The organism is Paracoccus sanguinis (genome assembly GCF_900106665.1).
GTDB classification, from domain to species: domain Bacteria; phylum Pseudomonadota; class Alphaproteobacteria; order Rhodobacterales; family Rhodobacteraceae; genus Paracoccus; species Paracoccus panacisoli.
Genome location: NZ_FNNA01000002.1, coordinates 444,923 through 462,454 on the forward strand (window position 1 = coordinate 444,923; position 17,532 = coordinate 462,454).

The 17,532-nt window shown below is 71.4% G+C and carries 18 protein-coding genes; 10 read left to right on the plus strand and 8 right to left on the minus strand.

What is annotated here, in order from left to right; all coding sequences use genetic code 11:
* The first annotated feature begins 5 nt into the window (after window positions 1-5).
* From BLW17_RS08690 to BLW17_RS08725, 8 genes are all read left to right on the plus strand, one after another.
* Window positions 6-2,972 (plus strand): 2-oxoglutarate dehydrogenase E1 component, encoded by a 2,967-nt coding sequence (locus BLW17_RS08690; RefSeq protein WP_036732133.1) that lies wholly within the window; start codon window positions 6-8, stop codon window positions 2,970-2,972.
* A gap of 1 nt (window position 2,973) precedes the next feature.
* Entirely contained in the window at window positions 2,974-4,608 is a 1,635-nt protein-coding gene (gene odhB, locus BLW17_RS08695) for a 2-oxoglutarate dehydrogenase complex dihydrolipoyllysine-residue succinyltransferase (RefSeq protein ID WP_036732130.1), read from the plus strand.
* A 10-nt stretch (window positions 4,609-4,618) separates the two neighbouring features.
* Window positions 4,619-4,861: a DUF4160 domain-containing protein gene (locus BLW17_RS08700; protein WP_036732128.1), complete on the plus strand. Its 243-nt coding sequence runs from the start codon at window positions 4,619-4,621 to the stop codon at window positions 4,859-4,861.
* Window positions 4,845-5,105 carry a DUF2442 domain-containing protein gene (locus tag BLW17_RS08705; RefSeq protein WP_036732125.1) on the plus strand — a complete coding sequence of 87 codons (261 nt, stop codon included), beginning with the start codon at window positions 4,845-4,847 and terminating at the stop codon, window positions 5,103-5,105. Before BLW17_RS08700 ends, BLW17_RS08705 begins: the two co-directional genes overlap by 17 nt.
* Before the next feature lie 21 nt (window positions 5,106-5,126).
* Window positions 5,127-5,387 carry a hypothetical protein gene (locus BLW17_RS08710; protein ID WP_036732123.1) on the plus strand — a complete coding sequence of 87 codons (261 nt, stop codon included), beginning with the start codon at window positions 5,127-5,129 and terminating at the stop codon, window positions 5,385-5,387.
* Window positions 5,384-5,785 (plus strand): MAPEG family protein, encoded by a 402-nt coding sequence (locus BLW17_RS08715; RefSeq protein ID WP_036732120.1) that lies wholly within the window; start codon window positions 5,384-5,386, stop codon window positions 5,783-5,785. The genes BLW17_RS08710 and BLW17_RS08715 overlap by 4 nt, the downstream gene beginning before the upstream one ends.
* Window positions 5,786-5,860: 75 nt before the next feature.
* The gene (lpdA, locus tag BLW17_RS08720; protein ID WP_036732118.1) at window positions 5,861-7,255 is read left to right on the plus strand and encodes a dihydrolipoyl dehydrogenase; all 1,395 of its coding nucleotides are present in this window, start codon (window positions 5,861-5,863) and stop codon (window positions 7,253-7,255) included.
* A gap of 165 nt (window positions 7,256-7,420) precedes the next feature.
* Complete coding sequence (locus tag BLW17_RS08725) at window positions 7,421-7,906, plus strand: lytic transglycosylase domain-containing protein (RefSeq protein WP_036709952.1); 486 nt, start codon at window positions 7,421-7,423, stop codon at window positions 7,904-7,906.
* Window positions 7,907-8,097: 191 nt separating this feature from the next.
* On the opposite strand, the gene BLW17_RS08730 is transcribed toward BLW17_RS08725, so the two are convergent.
* The 4 genes from BLW17_RS08730 to BLW17_RS08745 form a co-directional block, all read right to left on the minus strand.
* Window positions 8,098-9,291: a CaiB/BaiF CoA transferase family protein gene (locus BLW17_RS08730; RefSeq protein WP_036732116.1), complete on the minus strand. Its 1,194-nt coding sequence runs from the start codon at window positions 9,289-9,291 to the stop codon at window positions 8,098-8,100.
* 80 nt (window positions 9,292-9,371) lie between these two features.
* The gene (locus tag BLW17_RS08735; protein WP_036732114.1) at window positions 9,372-9,821 is read right to left on the minus strand and encodes a GNAT family N-acetyltransferase; all 450 of its coding nucleotides are present in this window, start codon (window positions 9,819-9,821) and stop codon (window positions 9,372-9,374) included.
* Entirely contained in the window at window positions 9,818-10,798 is a 981-nt protein-coding gene (locus BLW17_RS08740) for a quinone oxidoreductase family protein (RefSeq protein WP_036732112.1), read from the minus strand. Before BLW17_RS08740 ends, BLW17_RS08735 begins: the two co-directional genes overlap by 4 nt.
* Window position 10,799: 1 nt before the next feature.
* On the minus strand, window positions 10,800-11,642 hold the full coding sequence (locus tag BLW17_RS08745; RefSeq protein WP_036732110.1) for an AAA family ATPase: 843 nt from the start codon (window positions 11,640-11,642) through the stop codon (window positions 10,800-10,802).
* Between the two features lie 202 nt (window positions 11,643-11,844).
* Between BLW17_RS08745 and dksA the strand changes: the two genes are divergently transcribed.
* Window positions 11,845-12,267, plus strand: coding sequence for an RNA polymerase-binding protein DksA (gene dksA / locus BLW17_RS08750; protein ID WP_036701802.1), 423 nt, complete (start codon window positions 11,845-11,847; stop codon window positions 12,265-12,267).
* 64 nt (window positions 12,268-12,331) lie between these two features.
* The gene (locus BLW17_RS08755; protein WP_052176274.1) at window positions 12,332-13,471 is read left to right on the plus strand and encodes an FAD-dependent oxidoreductase; all 1,140 of its coding nucleotides are present in this window, start codon (window positions 12,332-12,334) and stop codon (window positions 13,469-13,471) included.
* Window positions 13,472-13,553: 82 nt separating this feature from the next.
* Here the strand turns inward: BLW17_RS08755 and glmM are convergent, their stop codons facing one another.
* The 4 genes from glmM to BLW17_RS08775 form a co-directional block, all read right to left on the minus strand.
* Window positions 13,554-14,900: a phosphoglucosamine mutase gene (gene glmM, locus BLW17_RS08760; protein WP_036710498.1), complete on the minus strand. Its 1,347-nt coding sequence runs from the start codon at window positions 14,898-14,900 to the stop codon at window positions 13,554-13,556.
* A complete protein-coding gene (gene folP, locus BLW17_RS08765; protein WP_036732108.1) occupies window positions 14,897-15,895 on the minus strand; it encodes a dihydropteroate synthase in 999 nt (332 codons plus the stop codon). The genes glmM and folP overlap by 4 nt, the downstream gene beginning before the upstream one ends.
* Window positions 15,896-15,953: 58 nt before the next feature.
* Window positions 15,954-16,742 (minus strand): dihydroneopterin aldolase, encoded by a 789-nt coding sequence (locus BLW17_RS08770; protein ID WP_036732106.1) that lies wholly within the window; start codon window positions 16,740-16,742, stop codon window positions 15,954-15,956.
* A 69-nt stretch (window positions 16,743-16,811) separates the two neighbouring features.
* Window positions 16,812-17,375, minus strand: a complete 564-nt coding sequence (locus tag BLW17_RS08775) for a cell wall hydrolase (protein WP_036732105.1) — start codon at window positions 17,373-17,375, stop codon at window positions 16,812-16,814.
* Between the last annotated feature and the right edge of the window lie 157 nt (window positions 17,376-17,532).

Consider the following 17,532-nt stretch of genomic DNA (forward strand, 5'->3'; position numbering starts at 1 on the left):
TCCCGATGAACGACCAAAGCCCCAACGCCGCCTTCCGCGACTCGTCCTTCCTGCAGGGCGCGAACGCGACCTATGTGGAACAGCTCTACGGCCAGTGGGCGAACGACCCGGCGGCCGTGGACCAGGCGTGGGACGAGTTCTTCCGCGGCCTCGGCGACGCCGAGGCGACCGTGACCCGCGAGGCCAAGGGCGCGAGCTGGCGCCGCCCCGACTGGCCGCCGATGCCCGCCGACGAGAATACCGCCGCGCTCACCGGCGAGTGGCCGATGGCGTCCGAGGCGACCGCCAAGGCCGCCATCGCCAAGATCACCGGCAAGGCCGAGGACAAGGGCGTGGCGCTGTCGGACGACCAGCTCCGCCGCGCGGTGCTGGACAGCGTCCGCGCGATCATGCTGATCCGCGCCTTCCGCATCCGCGGCCACCTGCACGCCGACCTCGACCCGCTGGGGCTGCGCGAAATGCCGCCCCTGGGCGAGCTCGACCCCGCGACCTACGGCTTCACCGCCTCCGACATGGATCGGCCGATCTTCATCGACAACGTGCTCGGCCTGCAGGTCGCGTCGATGCGCCAGATTGTCGAGCTGATGACCCGCACCTACTGCGGCACCTTCGCGCTGCAGTTCATGCACATCTCGGACCCCGAGCAATCCGCCTGGCTGAAAGAGCGGATCGAGGGCTACGGCAAGGAAATCGCCTTCACCCGCGAGGGGAGGCGCGCGATCCTGAACAAGCTGGTCGAGGCCGAGGGCTTCGAGAAGTTCCTGCACGTCAAGTACATGGGCACCAAGCGCTTCGGCCTCGACGGCGGCGAGGCGCTGATCCCGGCGATGGAGCAGATCATCAAGCGCGGCGGCGCGCTGGGGGCGAAGGAGGTCGTGATCGGGATGCCGCACCGCGGCCGCCTGTCCGTGCTGGCCAACGTCATGTCGAAGCCCTACCGGGCGATCTTCCACGAGTTCCAGGGCGGCAGCTACAAGCCCGAGGACGTGGACGGCTCGGGTGACGTGAAATACCACCTCGGCGCCTCGTCGGACCGCGAGTTCGACCAGAACAGCGTCCACCTGTCGCTGACCGCGAACCCCAGCCACCTCGAGGCGGTGAACCCCGTCGTGCTGGGCAAGGTCCGCGCCAAGCAGGACCAGATGAACGACACCGCCAACCGGACTTCGGTGATCCCGATCCTGCTGCACGGCGACGCGGCCTTCGCCGGCCAGGGCGTGGTGGCCGAGTGCCTGCAGCTCTCGGGCATCCGCGGCCACCGCACCGGCGGGACGATCCACATCATCGTCAACAACCAGATCGGCTTCACCACGGCGCCGCATTTCAGCCGCACCTCGCCCTACCCCACCGACATCGCGCTGATGGTCGAGGCGCCGATCTTCCACGTGAACGGCGACGACCCCGAGGCGGTGGTCCACGCCGCCAAGGTGGCGACCGAGTTCCGGCAGAAGTTCCACAAGGACGTGGTCATCGACATCTTCTGCTACCGCCGCTTCGGTCACAACGAGGGCGACGAGCCCATGTTCACCAACCCGGCGATGTACAAGCAGATCAAGGGTCACAAGACGACCCTGCAGCTCTACACCGAGCGGCTGGTCAAGGACGGGCTGATCCCCGAGGGCGAGATCGAGGACATGAAGGCCGCCTTCCAGGCGCACCTCAACGAAGAGTTCGAGATCGGCAAGAACTTCAAGCCGAACAAGGCCGACTGGCTGGACGGCAAGTGGTCGGGCCTCTCGACCGAGGGTGAGGAATACACCCCCGGCAAGACCGGCATCTCGGCCGAGACGATGGCCGAGATCGGCGCCGCGCTGACCCGCGCCCCCGAGGGCTTCGACCTGCACAAGACCGTGGGCCGCCTGCTTGAGGCCAAGCGCGCCATGTTCGAGACCGGCGAGGGCTTCGACTGGGCGACCGGCGAGGCGCTGGCCTTCGGGAGCCTCGTGCTCGAAGGGCACCCGGTGCGTCTGTCGGGGCAGGATTCGACCCGCGGCACCTTCAGCCAGCGGCACTCGGCCTTCGTCAACCAGACCACCGAGGAACGCTATTATCCGCTCAACAACATCCGTGGCGGCCAGGCCCGCTACGAGGTGATCGACTCGATGCTGTCGGAATACGCGGTGCTCGGCTTCGAGTACGGCTATTCGATGGCCGAGCCGAATGCGCTGACCCTGTGGGAGGCGCAGTTCGGCGACTTCGCCAACGGCGCGCAGATCATGTTCGACCAGTTCATCTCGTCGGGCGAGAAGAAATGGCTGCGGATGTCGGGCCTGACGGTGCTGATGCCGCACGGGTTCGAGGGCCAGGGGCCCGAGCACTCGTCCGCGCGGCTCGAGCGCTGGCTGCAGATGTGCGCCGAGGACAACTGGATCGTGGCCAACCTGACCACGCCGGCCAACTACTTCCACATCCTGCGCCGCCAGATCCACCGGCCGTTCCGCAAGCCGCTGATGCTGATGACGCCGAAATCGCTGCTGCGTCACCCGCAGGCGGTCTCGACCGCGGACGAGTTCCAGACCGGTTCGACCTTCCACCGGGTGCTCTGCGACGACGCGCAGCGCGGCCGCTCAGACTTCAAGCTGGCCGAGGATGCCAAGATCCGCCGCGTGGTGATCTGCTCGGGCAAGGTCTACTACGACCTGCTCGCGGCGCGGAACGCCGCCGGGGCGGCCGACGTCTATCTGCTGCGCCTCGAGCAGTTCTACCCCTTCCCGCAGCAGTCGCTGATGAAGGAGCTGGGGCGATTCCCCGAGGCCGAGTTCGTCTGGTGCCAGGAAGAGCCGAAGAACCAGGGCGGGTGGAGCTTCGTCGAGCCGAACCTCGAATGGGTGCTGAACCGCCTTGGCGCCAAGCACCGGCGCCCGCGCTATGTCGGGCGCGCCGCCCAGGCCTCGGTCGCCACCGGGCTTGCCAGCCGCCACAAGGCCGAGCAGGAATCGCTCGTGGCCGAAGCCGTCACGTTGGAGGGTTGAGATGACCACCGAGGTCCGCGTCCCCGCTCTGGGGGAAAGCGTCAGCGAGGCGACCGTCGCCACCTGGTTCAAGAAGCCGGGCGACCGGGTCGCCGCCGACGAGATGCTGTGCGAGCTGGAAACCGACAAGGTGACGGTCGAGGTGCCGGCCCCCGCCGCCGGCGTGCTGGCCGAGATCGTCGCCGCCGAGGGCGAGACGGTCGGGCCGAACGCGCTGCTGGCGCAGATCGACGAGGCGGGGGCGGGCGCTGCCGATGACGCCGCCCGCGACACGAATGATGCCGCCGGTCAACCGGCCCAGAACGAGGACAAGCCGCAGATGGCCGGAAAGAACGTGGACGTGATGGTGCCCACCCTGGGCGAAAGCGTGACCGAGGCGACCGTCGCCACCTGGTTCAAGAAGGTGGGCGACCAGGTCCAGCAGGACGAGATGCTGTGCGAGCTCGAGACCGACAAGGTGTCGGTCGAGGTGCCCGCCCCCGCCTCGGGCGTGCTGGCCGAGATCCTGGCCGAGGAAGGCGCGACCGTCGACGCCAAGGCGAAGCTGGCCATCATCACCGAGGGTGCGGCCGGCACCGGCGCCGCGTCGGGTGCCGGCGCCGCGCCGGCGGCCACCAAGGCCCCGGTCGGCTCGGCCTCGGGCGGCGAGGACGGCACCACCGCGGGCGAGGTCGGCTCGCCCGGCGCCGGCCCCGAGCAGCTGCAGCCGCGCGAGGGCGCGGGCCGCACCGACGTCGAGGACGCGCCGTCGGCCAAGAAGGCCATGGCCGAGCAGGGCGTCACCCGCGACCAGGTGCAGGGCTCGGGCCGTGACGGCCGCGCGATGAAGGAAGACGTCGCCAAGGCGGCCTCGGGCCAGGGGGCCGCGCCGCGCCCGGCATCGTCCGCCCCCGCCCCGGCCCAGGCCCCCCGCGCACCGTCCTCGGCCGAGGATGCGCGGCGCGAAGAGCGGGTCAAGATGACCCGCCTGCGCGCCACCATCGCCCGCCGCCTCAAGGACGCGCAGAACACCGCGGCCATGCTGACCACCTATAACGAGGTGGACATGAGCGGCATCATGTCGCTCAGGAACGAGTACAAGGACGCCTTCGAGAAGAAGCACAAGGTGAAGCTCGGCTTCATGTCGTTCTTCGTGAAGGCCTGCTCGCACGCGCTGAAGGAAGTGCCCGAGGTCAACGCCGAGATCGACGGCGGCGACGTGGTCTACAAGAACTTCGTCCACATGGGCGTGGCCGTGGGCACGCCCTCGGGCCTCGTGGTGCCGGTCGTCCGCGACGCCGACCAGAAGTCCTTCGCCCAGATCGAGAAGGAGATCGGCGAGCTCGGCGCCCGCGCCCGCGACGGCAAGCTGACCATGGCCGACATGCAGGGCGGCACGTTCACCATCTCGAACGGCGGCGTCTACGGCTCGCTGATGTCCTCGCCGATCCTGAACCCGCCGCAGTCGGGCATCCTCGGGATGCACAAGATCCAGGACCGCCCGGTCGTGGTCGGGGGTGAGATCGTCATCCGCCCGATGATGTACCTGGCGCTGAGCTACGACCACCGGATCGTGGACGGCAAGGGGGCGGTGACGTTCCTCGTCCGCGTGAAGGAGGCGCTCGAGGACCCGCGTCGGCTGCTGATGGACCTGTAAGACGGTCGGCGTGCCGACGGTCTTCCGGGACCGGGGCGTGCGGTTCTTCTTCTATTCCAACGAAGGCGACCCGCGCGAACCGCCCCACGTCCACGCCGAAAGCGCGGAAGGCGTGGCGAAGCTCTGGCTGCGGCCCGATGTGGCCGTCGCCTTCAGCGCAGGGTATGATCGCCGTGCGCTGGCCGGGATCGTGACGACCGTCTCGGCCCGGCGCGACGAGATTGAGAGGGCGTGGCATGAGTTCTTCGGTTAAGGCGACGGCGCTTTCGTTCGACGATCACACCATGTGGGTCGAGCTGGACGACGGCCGGTCGCTGGGCGTCCCGCTCGCCTGGTTTCCCCGCCTGCTGGCCGCGACGCCGGCGCAACGTGCGCAGGGACGGATCGGCTCCGCCGGCACCGGCCTGCACTGGGACGCGCTGGACGAAGACATCTCCGTCGTAGGCCTGCTGGCCGGGCGCGGGGACCTGACCCACCCTGCCCCGCACGCCGCCTGACCCAACCGCGAGGACACCGCCATGACCAACCAGCTCATCGCCCGCTACGACATCGCCGACTACGCCCAGTTCCGGGCCGAGTTCGACCGCGACGCCGAGGATCGCGGCAACGCCTCGCTCTCGGTGCTCCAGGTCTGGCGCGAGGGCGAGAACCGCGCCTGGGTGCTTTACCAGATCGCCGACGGCAAGCGCGCGCTCGCCTATCTTGACGGGGCGGCGCAGGTGTTCAACAGCCGCGCCGGCGTGACCAACGCCGAATTCCACGTCGTCCAGACGGCATGAGCCTCGCCCCCTCGCCCGAGCTGACCGCCCTCGGCCTCGCCGCGATCCTGCAGGCGGGGCAGATCGCCCTTGCGGCCTGGTCGATGGGGCGGGATGGGCTGTCGAAGTGGAACGCCGGCCCTCGGGATACCGAACCGGCCTTCTCGCCCCTCACCGGGCGTCTCAGGCGGGCGGTGGACAACCATTTCGAGGGGCTGGCGTTCTTCACCATCGCCGTGGTGCTGGTGCAGTTCACGCAGTCGAACTCGACCCTCACGGCGATCTGCGCCTGGGTCTACCTCGCCGCCCGGGTGCTCTATGTCCCCGCCTATGCCTATGGCTGGTCGCCCGGCCGGTCGCTCATCTTCGGGGTCGGGTTCGCCGCCACCTTCACCATGATCCTCGCCGCGCTGTTCTAGTTCTTTCCTGTTCAAATATCCCGCGGGGTCCGGGGGCGCGCAGCCCCCGGTCCGGCGATCCAGACAAGGACCAACCTGACCATGTATGACCTGATCGTGATCGGCGCCGGCCCCGGCGGCTATGTCTGCGCCATCCGCGCCGCCCAGCTCGGCCTCAAGGTGGCTTGCGTCGAGGGGCGCGAGACGCTCGGCGGCACCTGCCTCAACGTGGGCTGCATCCCCTCCAAGGCGCTGCTGCACGCGAGCCACATGGCCCACGAGATGCACGAGAACTTCGCCACGCTGGGGCTGATGAACGCCCACGCCGACATCGACTGGGACCGGATGCAGGCCTACAAGGCCGAGACGGTGGCGACCAACACCAAGGGCATCGAGTTCCTGTTCAAGAAGAACAAGATCGACTGGCTCAAGGGCTGGGCCTCGATCGAGGGCGCGGGCCGGGTCAAGGTCGGTGACACGATGCACGAGACCAAGGCCATCGTGGTCGCCTCGGGCTCGGTCCCGACCGCGCTCAAGGGGGTCGAGGTCGACAACGACGCGGGCGTGGTGGTCGATTCGACCGGCGCCCTGGCGCTCAAGCGCATCCCCAAGTCGATGGTGGTGATCGGCGCGGGCGTGATCGGGCTCGAGCTCGGCTCGGTCTATCGCCGGCTCGGGACCGAGGTGACGGTCGTCGAATACCTCGACACCATCACCCCGGGCATGGACGCCGAGGTGCAGAAGCAGTTCCAGAAGATCCTGACCAAGCAGGGCTTCACCTTCATCCTCGGGGCCGCCGTCTCGGGCGTCGAGCCGCGCGAGGGCGGCGCGGTCGTCACCTACGCCGCCAAGACGGGCGGCGAGGCGCAGACGCTCGAGGCCGAGGTGGTGCTCGTCGCCACCGGCCGGCGCCCCTACCACGACGGGCTGGGGCTCGAGGCCGCGGGCGTCACCCTGACCGAGCGCGGCCAGATCGCCGTCGACGACCACTGGCAGACCAGCGTGCCCGGCATCTACGCCATCGGCGACGCGGTCCCCGGCCCGATGCTCGCCCACAAGGCCGAGGACGAGGGGATGGCGGTGGCCGAGGTGATCGCGGGCAAGCACGGGCACGTCAACTACAGCGTCATCCCCGGCGTCATCTACACCACCCCCGAGGTCGCCACCGTCGGCCTGACCGAAGCCGCCGCGAAGGAAAGCGGGCGCAAGGTCAAGGTCGGCAAGTTCCCCCTGATGGGCAACGCGCGGGCCAAGGCGATGCTGCAGCCCGACGGGTTCGTGAAGCTCATCGCCGACGCCGAGACCGACCGCGTCCTTGGCTGCCACATCATCGGCCCCGGCGCGGGCGAGATGATCCACGAGATCTGCGTGGCGATGGAGTTCGGGGCCTCGGCCGAGGACGTGGCGCTGACCTGCCACGCCCACCCCACCGTCTCGGAAGCGGTGCGCGAGGCGGCGCTCGCCTGCGGCGACGGGGCGATCCACGTCTGAGCAACGGGACGGCCCGGGTGCCCCGCACCCGGCCGTTTCGGCGGGTTCTTGCCGAAACCGCGCCGCCCTGCGGCGCGGTCTTTCTTTTTGCGCGCGGTGCGGCGCGCGCCGCGCTAAGCCTGCCCCCAGGAAACGACAACAAGTTTCGAGGGCAGGATGATCCGCATGATCCGTTCCGCGGGCGCGCTGGCGCTGGTCGCGTCGCTCGCCGCCTGCGGCATGACCGACCGCCAGATGGACCACGACCGGCGCTACCTGGTCGAGCCGCGCGTGTCGCAGGCCGCGCTGCACCCCAACGAGACGCCCGAGCTGCGGCGGCTGATCCAGAAATATTCGGCGATGTACGACGTGCCGGAATCGCTCGTCCACCGGGTGGTGATCCGCGAAAGCCGCCATCGCCCCGGCGCCCGCAACGGCCCCTATTACGGGCTGATGCAGATCCTGCCCGCCACGGCGCGGGGGATGGGCTACAAGGGCTCACCCAGCGGGCTGCTGGATGCCGAGACCAACCTCAAGTACGGCGTCAAGTATCTGCGCGGCGCCTACATGGTCGCCGACGGCAACCCCGACGCGGCGGTGAAGTGGTATTCGCGCGGCTACTACTACGAGGCCAAGCGCAAGGGCCTGCTCGGCGCCACCGGCCTGCGCTGACCGCCTGACGATCAGGGGCGGGACGCGCGGGCGCCCTCCCCCGTTACCGACGCGGCACAGGCGCGGCCACGAGCGCCTAAACCGCCTGCGCACGGGCGCCGCGACGAGCGCCCACTCCCCGCCCTGCTGATGCACCGGCGCAGCGACGAGCGCCCCAGCCTCTCCTCGGCACAAGCGCCGCGACGCGCACCCTACCCCCGGCTCCGCCGCGGCACGGGCGCGGCGACTGCGGCCTCCGCCTCCTCCAGCCAGTCGAGGACCGCCTGACGGTCGCCGTCGAGCTTCGGCGCGGCGGGCAGCACCGACGGGTCGGGCAGGTCCGACATCTTGATCGGGTTGCCCGAGCAGGGCAGCGGCCGCCCGCCCGGGCCCTTCTCGATCGTCACCACCATGTTGCGGGCGCGGATCTGCGGGTCGGCCATCACCTCGGCCACGTTCTGGATCGCCCCGGTCGGCACGCCCGCCGCCTCGAGCGCCGCGATCCAGTGCGCGCGCGGGCGTTCCAGCGTCACCGCCTCGATCAGCCCCTTGAGCGTCTTGACGTTCTCGCAACGCGCGGCGTTGCTGGCGAAGCGCGGGTCCTGGTCCAGCGGCCCCAGCCCCAGCGCCATGCAGGCGCGGGCGAACAGCGCGTCGTTCCCGGCGGCCAGCACGAACAGCCCGTCTTCGGCCCGGTAGGTCTCGAAGGGGGTGATCGTCGGGTGCCGCGCCCCGTTCGGCCCCGGCGCGCGGCCGGTCACCGCCGTCAGCGCCACCGCGTGCTCGAGGATGGCGAGCTGGCTGTCCAGCATCGCCACATCCACCTTCTGCCCCACGCCCGTCTGCGCCCGCGCCAGAAGCGCCGCGAGCACACCCTGGGTCAGGAACATCCCCGCCACGATGTCCCCGATCGAGGCGCCCACGCGCACCGGGTCGCGGTCGCGTTCGCCGGTGATCGACATGACCCCGCCGCGCGCCTGCACCACCATGTCATAGGCGGGCTTGAGGCTGTCCGGCCCGCTGTGCCCGAACCCCGAGACCGCCCCATAGATCAGCCGCGGATGACGGGCGTGCAGCGCCTCCCACCCATAGCCGAGACGCTCCATCACCCCGGGGCGGTTGTTCTCGATCAGCACGTCGGCGTGGGCCAGCAGCCGGTCGAAGATCGCCCGGTCGGGCGCGGCGCGCAGGTCGAGCGCGATGGACTGCTTGCCACGGTTGAGGGTGGCGAAATAGGCGCTCTCGCCGTCAACGAAGGGCGGGAAGTGGCGGGTGTCGTCGCCCAGACCCGGCCGCTCGACCTTGATGATCCGGGCGCCGAGATCGGCGAGCTGGTTGGCGCAGTAGGGTCCGGCGAGCACATGGGTCAGGTCGAGGACGGTGATGCCGTCGAGCGGATAGGTCATCGGTTCAGGTCTTTCTCAGGCTGGACGCGCGCCATGCCACGGCCGTGTGACGGCCGGGTGACAAGGCCCCGCGCGTCAGGTCAGGTCGGGCGGTTGTAGCGGATGAAGGGCGACCGGACCGCCACCCGGTCATAGAGCATCCGGCCGGGGTAATTGTCCTCGGCGGTGAGCCAGTAAACGGCCGGCACCCCGGCCGCGTCGGCGCGCGCATAGACCGCCTCGATCAGCGCCCGCGCGACGCCGCGGCCACGCGCACCCTTGGCGGTGAACAGGTCCTGCAGGTAGCACACCCCCTCGGGGCGCCACAGGTTCGGGTGGAAGACGAAATGCGTCAGCCCGACCAGCGCGCCCTCGGCCTCGGCCACCAGCCCGTGGAACTCGCGGGGGTCGCCCGCCATCAGCCGCGCAAAGGCCGAATCGTAGAATCCCTGCGGCCGGTCGTGGAAGCCGTAGAAGGCCTGATAGCCGGCATAGAGCGCCTGCCAGCCGTCACGGTCGGCGGGGCCGAGGGGGCGGACGGTCACGCTCACGGCGCGTCTGCCACCAGCACCACCGGCCCGGCCATGCTGCGCGATTCGATCCGCGGGTGGGCGGCCACGACCTCGTTCAGCGGCAGCGTCTCGACCTGCTCGAAGCGCAGGACGCCGGCGCGGATGAGGGCGAACACCTCGGCCGCGCCGGCTTCGAGGTCCGCGCGGGCGGCGGTGTAATGGGCGATGGTGGGCCGGGTGACGATCAGCGAGCCCGCGTTCCGCAGCCGGGTCAGGTCCACCTGCGGCTCGCCCGAGGCCCAGCCATAGCTGACCAGCCAGCCCATCGGCCCGAGGCTGTCGATCGACGCCTCCCAGCTATCCCGACCGACCGAATCGAACGCCGCGCGGGCGCCCGCCCCGTCGCTCGCGGCCTTCACCGCAGCGGCGACATCGTCGCGGCCGAGGACCAGCACCGCCTCGGCCCCCGTCACCAGGGCCGCGGCGCGCTTGCCCTCTGACCCCACCGTGGCCACGACCCGCACGCCGCGATGGACCAGCCAGCGGGCGAGCAGCGAGCCGACGCCGCCCGCCGCCGCGTGCACCAGCGCGACATCCCCGGGGCCAAGCGGGGCGATGCGCGTGGCGAGATACCAGGCCGTCAGGCCCTTGAAGAACAGCGCCGCCACATCGGTTGCCGCGATGTCGGGGGGCAGCGCCACGGCCCGCGCGGCGGGCAGGATACGCCGGTCAGCATAGGCGCCGGGCGGGCCGCCGGCATAGACCACCCGGTCGCCGGGGGCGAAGCCCGCCCCCTCGCCCGCAGCCTCGACCACGCCCGCGCCCTCGACCCCCAGCCGCGCGGGATAGGCCGCGCCGCCGCGCCCCGCCCGCATCAGCACGTCGAGGAAATTGACCCCCACCGCCTCGTGCCGGACGACCAGCTCACCCGGCCCCGGCCGGGGCAGGTCCACGTTGCGCCACGCCATCGCCTCGGGCGCGCCCGCGGCCTCGACCACGATGGCGCGCGCGCCCATCTCAGCGCGCCTGCCGCCGGGCCATGAAGGCCAGCCGCTCGAACAGCGCCACGTCCTGCTCGTTCTTGAGCAGCGCCCCGTGCAGCTTGGGCAGCATCGTCGCCGGGTCGCGCTTGAGATCCTCGGGCGCCAGATCCTCGGCGAGGATCAGCTTGAGCCAGTCCAGAAGCTCGCTGGTCGAGGGCTTCTTCTTCAGCCCCGGCACCTCGCGCAGCTCGAGGAACTGGGTCAGCGCCTCGTCCAGCAGCCGCGGCTTGAGGCCCGGATAATGGACGCCGACGATCGCCTTGAGCGTCTCGGCGTCGGGGAAGCGGATGTAGTGGAAGAAGCAGCGGCGCAGGAAGGCGTCCGGCAGCTCCTTCTCGTTGTTCGAGGTGATGATGACGACCGGGCGGTGGCGCGCGGTGATGGTCTCGCCGGTCTCGTAGACGTGGAACTCCATCCGGTCGAGTTCCTGCAAAAGGTCGTTCGGGAACTCGATGTCGGCCTTGTCGATCTCGTCGATCAGCAGCACCACCTTGGCGTCGGCCGCGAACGCCTGCCACAGCTTGCCGCGGCGGATGTAGTTGCCGACGTCATGCACGCGCGCATCGCCCAGCTGGCTGTCGCGCAGCCGGCTCACGGCGTCGTATTCGTACAGCCCCTGCTGGGCCTTGGTGGTGGATTTCACGTTCCACTCGATGATCGGCAGGCCGAGGCTGGCGGCCACCTGTCGCGCCAGCTCGGTCTTGCCGGTCCCCGGCTCGCCCTTGACCAGCAGCGGGCGCTCCAGCGTCACCGCGGCGTTGACCGCCAGCGCGAGATCGGCGGGCGCGATGTAGCGGTCGGTGGAACGGAACTGCATGGGCTGGCCTCTCGCGCGGGATCGGCCCGCACCCTAGCCCCGCGGCCGGGGACGGACAAGCCGAGGCCCCCCTCGCCCGCCCTCGCCGCTCGCCCAATTGTGCGGCCCGGTCGGGCAGCGCCACTTCCCTTCCCGCCCCTCATACCTTATGGGGGCGCCGAGAGGTCCGGGATCGTCCTGCCCCGGCCTTGCCGGAGGAAGCATGAAGCGCCAGACGTTCCTGCCCGATGAATACCGTCCCGCCGAGGACGAGCCCTTCATGAACGACCGGCAGCTCGAGTATTTCCGCCGCAAGCTGCTCGCCTGGAAACAGGAACTGCTGGACCAGTCGGCCGAGACGCTCGAGGTGCTGCAGGACAGCGGCCGCAACGTCCCCGACATCGCCGACCGCGCGTCCGAGGAAACCGACCGCGCCATCGAGCTGCGGACCCGGGACCGGCAGCGCAAGCTGGTCAGCAAGATCGACGCCGCGCTGCGCCGGATCGAGACCGGCGACTACGGCTATTGCGAGATGACGGGTGAGCCGATCAGCCTCAAGCGGCTGGACGCGCGCCCCATCGCCACCATGACGCTCGAGGCGCAGGAACGCCACGAGCGGAAGGAGCGGGTTCACCGCGAGGATTGACCGGCGGTGCCTGCGGCAATCGCGCGCCTGTCCCCGGCCCGGCCCCCGGCTTAAGGCTGCGGCCATGACCCAGTCCGCCTCTGCCCTTTCCCAGCGCCCCGTCACCGTGATCGGCGCCGGCCTCGGCGGGCTCACCGCCGCGATTGCACTCGCCCGGCGCGGGGCCGACGTCACCGTGATCGAGCGCGCCCCGGCCCTGACCGAGGTTGGCGCCGGCATCCAGCTCAGCCCCAACGCGGTCCGGGTGCTCGACGCGCTCGGCCTCGGCGAAGCCTTGCGCGAGGTCTCGGCCCCCAACCCGACGGTGACGCTGCGCGACGCGCGGGGGGGCGAGGTGCTGCGGATGGACATGGCGCGCCTGCGCCCCGGGGCTGCGTTCCGCACCATCCACCGCGCCCGTGCGATCGAGTTGCTCGCCGCCGCCGCCCACGCCGCGGGCGTGACGATCCGGCTGGGCGAACCCGTCGAGACGCTGCCCGACGTGCCGCTGCTGATCGGTGCCGACGGGCTGCACAGCCGGGTGCGCACGGCGCTGAACGGCCCCGAGACGCCGTTCTTCACCGGCCAGGCGGCATGGCGGGCGCTGATCCCGCTCGAGCCCGACCCCGTGCCGGGGGCGCAGGTCTTCATGGGGCCCGGACGGCACCTCGTGTCCTACCCCCTCGCCCACGGGCTTCGGAACATCGTCGCCGTCGAAGAACGGCGGGCGTGGACCGCCGAGGGCTGGGCGCAGGCGGATGATCCCGACAACCTCCGCCGCGCCTTCGCGGGGTTCGGCGGGCCGGTGCCGGACTGGCTCGCGCAGGTGACGGCCTGCAGCGTCTGGGGGCTGCACCGCCATCAGGTCGCCGCCCGCTGGCACGACGAGCGCCGCGCGATCCTGGGCGATGCGGCGCACCCCACGCTGCCGTTTCTCGCGCAAGGGGCCTGCATGGCGATCGAGGATGCGTGGACGCTCGCCGCCTGCCTCGCGGCCGAGGCCGACCAGCCCCGCGCGCTCGCCCGCTATCAGGCGCTCCGCCGCCCGCGCTGCACCCGCATCGTCGATGCGGCGACGGCCAACGCGCGCAACTATCACCTCGCCGGCCCGCGCCGCCTGATCGGCCACGCCGCGCTGCGCGCCGCGAACCGCCTCGCCCCGCGGCAGGTGTTCGAGCGCTTCGCCTGGGTCTACGACCACGACCCTGTCGCAGCCGCGCCCTGAGGGCGCCGCGAACCCCATCTTCCTTGCGCAAATATCCTCGGGGGTCCGGGGGCAGACAGCCCCCGGTCCGGCGCCGGGCGCCCTACGCCGCGGCGCGTTCCACCGCGGCGACGATCCCGTCCACGACCTCGCGCAGCATCGCCTCGTCCTCGGCCTCGGCCATGACCCGGATCAGCGGCTCGGTCCCCGACTTGCGGATCAGCACCCGCCCCGACGAGGCCAGCCGCGCCTCGGCCGCCGCGATCTCGGCCTTGACCGCCTCGGCCCCCAGCGGGTCGGCACCGGCCCGATAGCGGACGTTCTTCAGCATCTGCGGCACCGGCTCGAACTGGCGGACCAGCGCGCTCGCCGGCGCGCCGCTGTCGGCCAGCGCGGCGAGGAACTGCAAGCCCGCGATCAGCCCGTCGCCGGTCGTCGCGTAATCGGTCATCACGATATGCCCCGACTGCTCGCCGCCGAGATTGAAGCCCGCGCCGCGCATCCGCTCGACCACGTAGCGGTCGCCGACCGCCGTCCGCTCAAGCCGCAGGCCACGCCCCGTCAGGTAGCGCTCGAGCCCGAGGTTCGACATCACCGTGGCGACCAGCGCCCCGCCGCGCAGCCGCCCCGCGTCGGCCCAGCGGCCGGCGAGCAGCGCCATGACCTGATCCCCGTCCGCCACCGCGCCGGTCTCGTCGACGATCATCACCCGGTCCGCATCCCCGTCGAGGCTGATGCCCAGATGCGCGCCATGCGCGCGGACCGCGGCGGCGCAGGCCTCGGGGTGGGTCGAGCCCACGCCCTCGTTGATGTTCAGCCCGTTCGGATCGACGCCGAGCGGAATCACCTCGGCCCCCAGCTCCCACAGCACGTCCGGGGCGGCGCGATAGGCGGCGCCGTTGGCGCAGTCGATCACGACCTTGAGCCCGTCGAGCCGCTGCCCGGCGGGAAAGGTGGTCTTGGCATACTCGACATAGCGCCCGCGCCCGTCCTCGATCCGCCGCGCCCGGCCGATGTTCTGCGGCTGGGCGAGCGTGATCTCGCCCGCGATGATTGCCTCGATCTCGGCCTCGGCGTCGTCCGAGAGCTTGAAGCCGTCGGGGCCGAAGAACTTGATGCCGTTGTCGGCGGCGGGGTTGTGGCTGGCCGAGATCATGATCCCGAGGTCGGCCCGCATCGAGCGGGTCAGGAACCCGACCGCCGGGGTCGGCACCGGGCCGAGCAGCAGCACGTTCATCCCCGTCGAGGTCAGCCCCGCGGTCAGCGCGTTTTCCAGCATATAGCCCGAGAGCCGCGTGTCCTTGCCGATCACCACCCGGTGGCCGTTCTTGCCGTCGCGGCGGAAATACCGCCCAGCGGCGGCGCCAAGGCGCAGCGCCATCTCGGCGGTCATCGGGTGGGTGTTGGCGCGGCCGCGCACCCCGTCGGTGCCAAACAGCGATCTGCTCATGTCTCGGGTCCTTCTTCGAGCGCCTGCCAGAGCGACAGGCCCTGCCGCACCGGGGCGACATCGTGAATGCGGTGGATCTGGATGCCCTGCGCGACGGCCGCCAGCGTCAGCGCCAGCGTGCCGGGGTCGCGGGCGGGTGCCTCGGCCCCGCCGCCGATCTGGCCGATGAAGCGCTTGCGCGACACGCCGAGCAGCACCGGCACGCCGAGGCCGTGAAACAGCCCGATGCGGCGCAAGAGCGCAAGGTTGTGGGCGGTGGTCTTGCCGAAGCCGATGCCCGGATCGACCACGATCCGCGCCGGGGGCACACCCGCCGCCTCGGCCCGGGCGATGCGCGCGGCGAGCGCGTCATAGACGTCCAGCAGCACGTCGCCATAGCGCGGGTCGTCCTGCATCGTCTCGGGCAGCCCCTGCGCGTGCATGAGGCAGAGCGCCGCGCCGGTCTCGGCCACGGCCGCGGCCATGCCGGGATCGAAGTCGAGGCCCGAGACGTCGTTGACCATCCCCGCCCCCGCCGCCACGGTGGCGCGGGCCACGGGCGCCTTGCGGGTATCGACGGACAGCGCCGCCACGCCCGCCAGCGCCGAAATCGCGGGCAACACGCGGGCGGTCTCCTCGGCCGCGGGCACCTCGGCGGCGCCGGGGCGGGTCGACTCGCCGCCGATGTCGAGGATCTCGGCCCCCGCCGCGGCGAGCGCTCGGGCGCGGCCTACGCCGCCGTCCTCGGTCCAGCGCCCGCCGTCCGAGAAGCTGTCGGGCGTCACGTTGACGATCCCCATCAGCCGCGGGCGGTCCATCGAGAGGCCGAGCACCGGCGGACGCGGCCGGGTCAGCGCGGCGATCACCTCGGGCGGGGCGTCGTCCACGATCTCGGGCGCGGCCCCGCGGGCCAGCCGCTCGAGGCGAGAGAACCGCACCCAGCCACCCGCCAGCCGCCAGCGCCCCTCGATGGGGACCGGCTCGGGAAGGGGGCGGAAATAGACGCGCTCAGGCATGGGGCGACAACATCTTGTGGTGAGGCAGGATGCCCGCGTTCCCGGCGGGCGGCAAGGATCAGGCCGGAGCGCGGGTCGAGGGGACGCGGAAACCCGCCGGTGCGGCGGGCAGCGCGGTGCCCTCGGGCAAGGCCCAGATGAGCCCCCGCGCATCCAGCCGGTCGGCCAGCCACCAGGCCAGCTCGCGCGGCGCGGCCGGCACGTTCGGCACGTCGGCGATCATCCGCGCCGGCGCCCAGACCACGGCAAGGCCGTTGCCCGCCGCCCAGTCGATCTCGGTCCGGCTGTCCGCGACCCCGAGCCCCAGCCGCCCGGCCAGCGCCCACGCCGCCTGATCCAGCGCCAGCAGCGCGATCCGCCGCGCGTCGCCGCCCTCGGGCACGGGCAGGCCGGGCGCGTCGGGGACCAGCACCACCGGCCCCGCGGGCAGGGTCGGGGCGGCGCCCGCGAACAGCACCACGGGCCGTGCCACCTCGGCCGCCGCCGCCACCCGCCCCTGCCGGCGCACCAGCGTCACGCCCAGCGCGCCGGGGCCGCGGTCGAGCTTTTCGATGGTCACCGCCACCGCAGCCGCCCGCGGGTGGGTGAGGATCTGCGCCGCGATCCGCTCTCCCAGCGTCTCGAGCAGGTCGTAGCGGCGATCCGCCAGCCCGTCGCGGATCGCGTCGGTCAGCACGTCGTAGCTCAGGATGCGGTCCACCTGATCGTCGGCGCCGATCACCGGCTCGGCCAGCTCGGCCTCGATGGCAAAGCGCAGCCGCTGCGCCCGGCCACGCTCGGACTGGAAGGCGCCGATCTCGGCCGAGACGACGAAATCGCGCAGGTGAATGCGGTCGGGTTGGTCCATGGCGCCCATCTGGAACGAACGCGGCCCCGCCGCAAGGCAGGGCCGTCAGGGATGGTCGGTCGACCGCGATCAGTTCGAGGCGATGCGCGCCCCGCCGCCGCGGCGGTAGAAGATGTGGCTGCCGATCCGGGTCGTGCGGGTGAAGCGCTTCGACCACGACGGGCGCACATAGGTCGTGTGGAAATAGGTCGCCCCGCCGGTCAGGCTGCGCGGCTTGCCGCTCAGCGCTTCCTGCGCGACCCGGAGGGCGCGGCTCGCCGCGGCGCCGTCGAGCATCCGCAGGCTGCGGCCCTTGTAGCTGAACTGGCCCGACTGGTTCACCACGCCGCAGACCGACTTGGGGAACGCGGGGTGATCGACGCGGTTGAGGATCACCTCGGCCACCGCGCGCTGGCCATTTAGCGATTCGCCCCGGGCTTCGAAATACAGCGCCTCGGTCAGGCACTTGAGCGAGGCGCCGCTGGCCGAGGCGCCGCCGGTGCGGGCCTGGATGAGGCGTTCGGGGCCACCGGCGACGGTGCCCTGCTGGGACACCCCGCGGTGAGTTTCGGCGTTGACGGCAGACGGCACGATCGGCAGGGCCAGCGCGACACACACACCCACGTGCGCCAGCCTTTTGAGCAGCTTGGTCATATAGGTCAGAGTCCTGGTTCCGTTGGCGGGGGCGCTGTGGCAGCAGCGACACACCCTCTCTGGCAGCGGTGATGCGACCAGCGGCCGGGGCTTTACCAGCGGCCCCCACAACCTCAGGCAGAACGGGTCCGGAATCGACCGATTCAGGCGGGAACTC

Coding starts and splice junctions, on each gene's coding strand:
- BLW17_RS08775 (WP_036732105.1), bottom strand. CDS start 17,375: ATGACCAAGCTGCTCAAAAGGCTGGCGCACGTGGGTGTGTGTGTCGCG.
- BLW17_RS08740 (WP_036732112.1), bottom strand. CDS start 10,798: ATGGGCGCGCGCGCCATCGTGGTCGAGGCCGCGGGCGCGCCCGAGGCG.
- BLW17_RS08690 (WP_036732133.1), top strand. CDS start 6: ATGAACGACCAAAGCCCCAACGCCGCCTTCCGCGACTCGTCCTTCCTG.
- dksA (WP_036701802.1), top strand. CDS start 11,845: ATGAAGCGCCAGACGTTCCTGCCCGATGAATACCGTCCCGCCGAGGAC.
- BLW17_RS08705 (WP_036732125.1), top strand. CDS start 4,845: ATGAGTTCTTCGGTTAAGGCGACGGCGCTTTCGTTCGACGATCACACC.
- odhB (WP_036732130.1), top strand. CDS start 2,974: ATGACCACCGAGGTCCGCGTCCCCGCTCTGGGGGAAAGCGTCAGCGAG.
- BLW17_RS08745 (WP_036732110.1), bottom strand. CDS start 11,642: ATGCAGTTCCGTTCCACCGACCGCTACATCGCGCCCGCCGATCTCGCG.
- glmM (WP_036710498.1), bottom strand. CDS start 14,900: ATGAGCAGATCGCTGTTTGGCACCGACGGGGTGCGCGGCCGCGCCAAC.
- BLW17_RS08710 (WP_036732123.1), top strand. CDS start 5,127: ATGACCAACCAGCTCATCGCCCGCTACGACATCGCCGACTACGCCCAG.
- BLW17_RS08755 (WP_052176274.1), top strand. CDS start 12,332: ATGACCCAGTCCGCCTCTGCCCTTTCCCAGCGCCCCGTCACCGTGATC.
- BLW17_RS08730 (WP_036732116.1), bottom strand. CDS start 9,291: ATGACCTATCCGCTCGACGGCATCACCGTCCTCGACCTGACCCATGTG.
- folP (WP_036732108.1), bottom strand. CDS start 15,895: ATGCCTGAGCGCGTCTATTTCCGCCCCCTTCCCGAGCCGGTCCCCATC.
- BLW17_RS08725 (WP_036709952.1), top strand. CDS start 7,421: ATGATCCGTTCCGCGGGCGCGCTGGCGCTGGTCGCGTCGCTCGCCGCC.
- BLW17_RS08715 (WP_036732120.1), top strand. CDS start 5,384: ATGAGCCTCGCCCCCTCGCCCGAGCTGACCGCCCTCGGCCTCGCCGCG.
- BLW17_RS08770 (WP_036732106.1), bottom strand. CDS start 16,742: ATGGACCAACCCGACCGCATTCACCTGCGCGATTTCGTCGTCTCGGCC.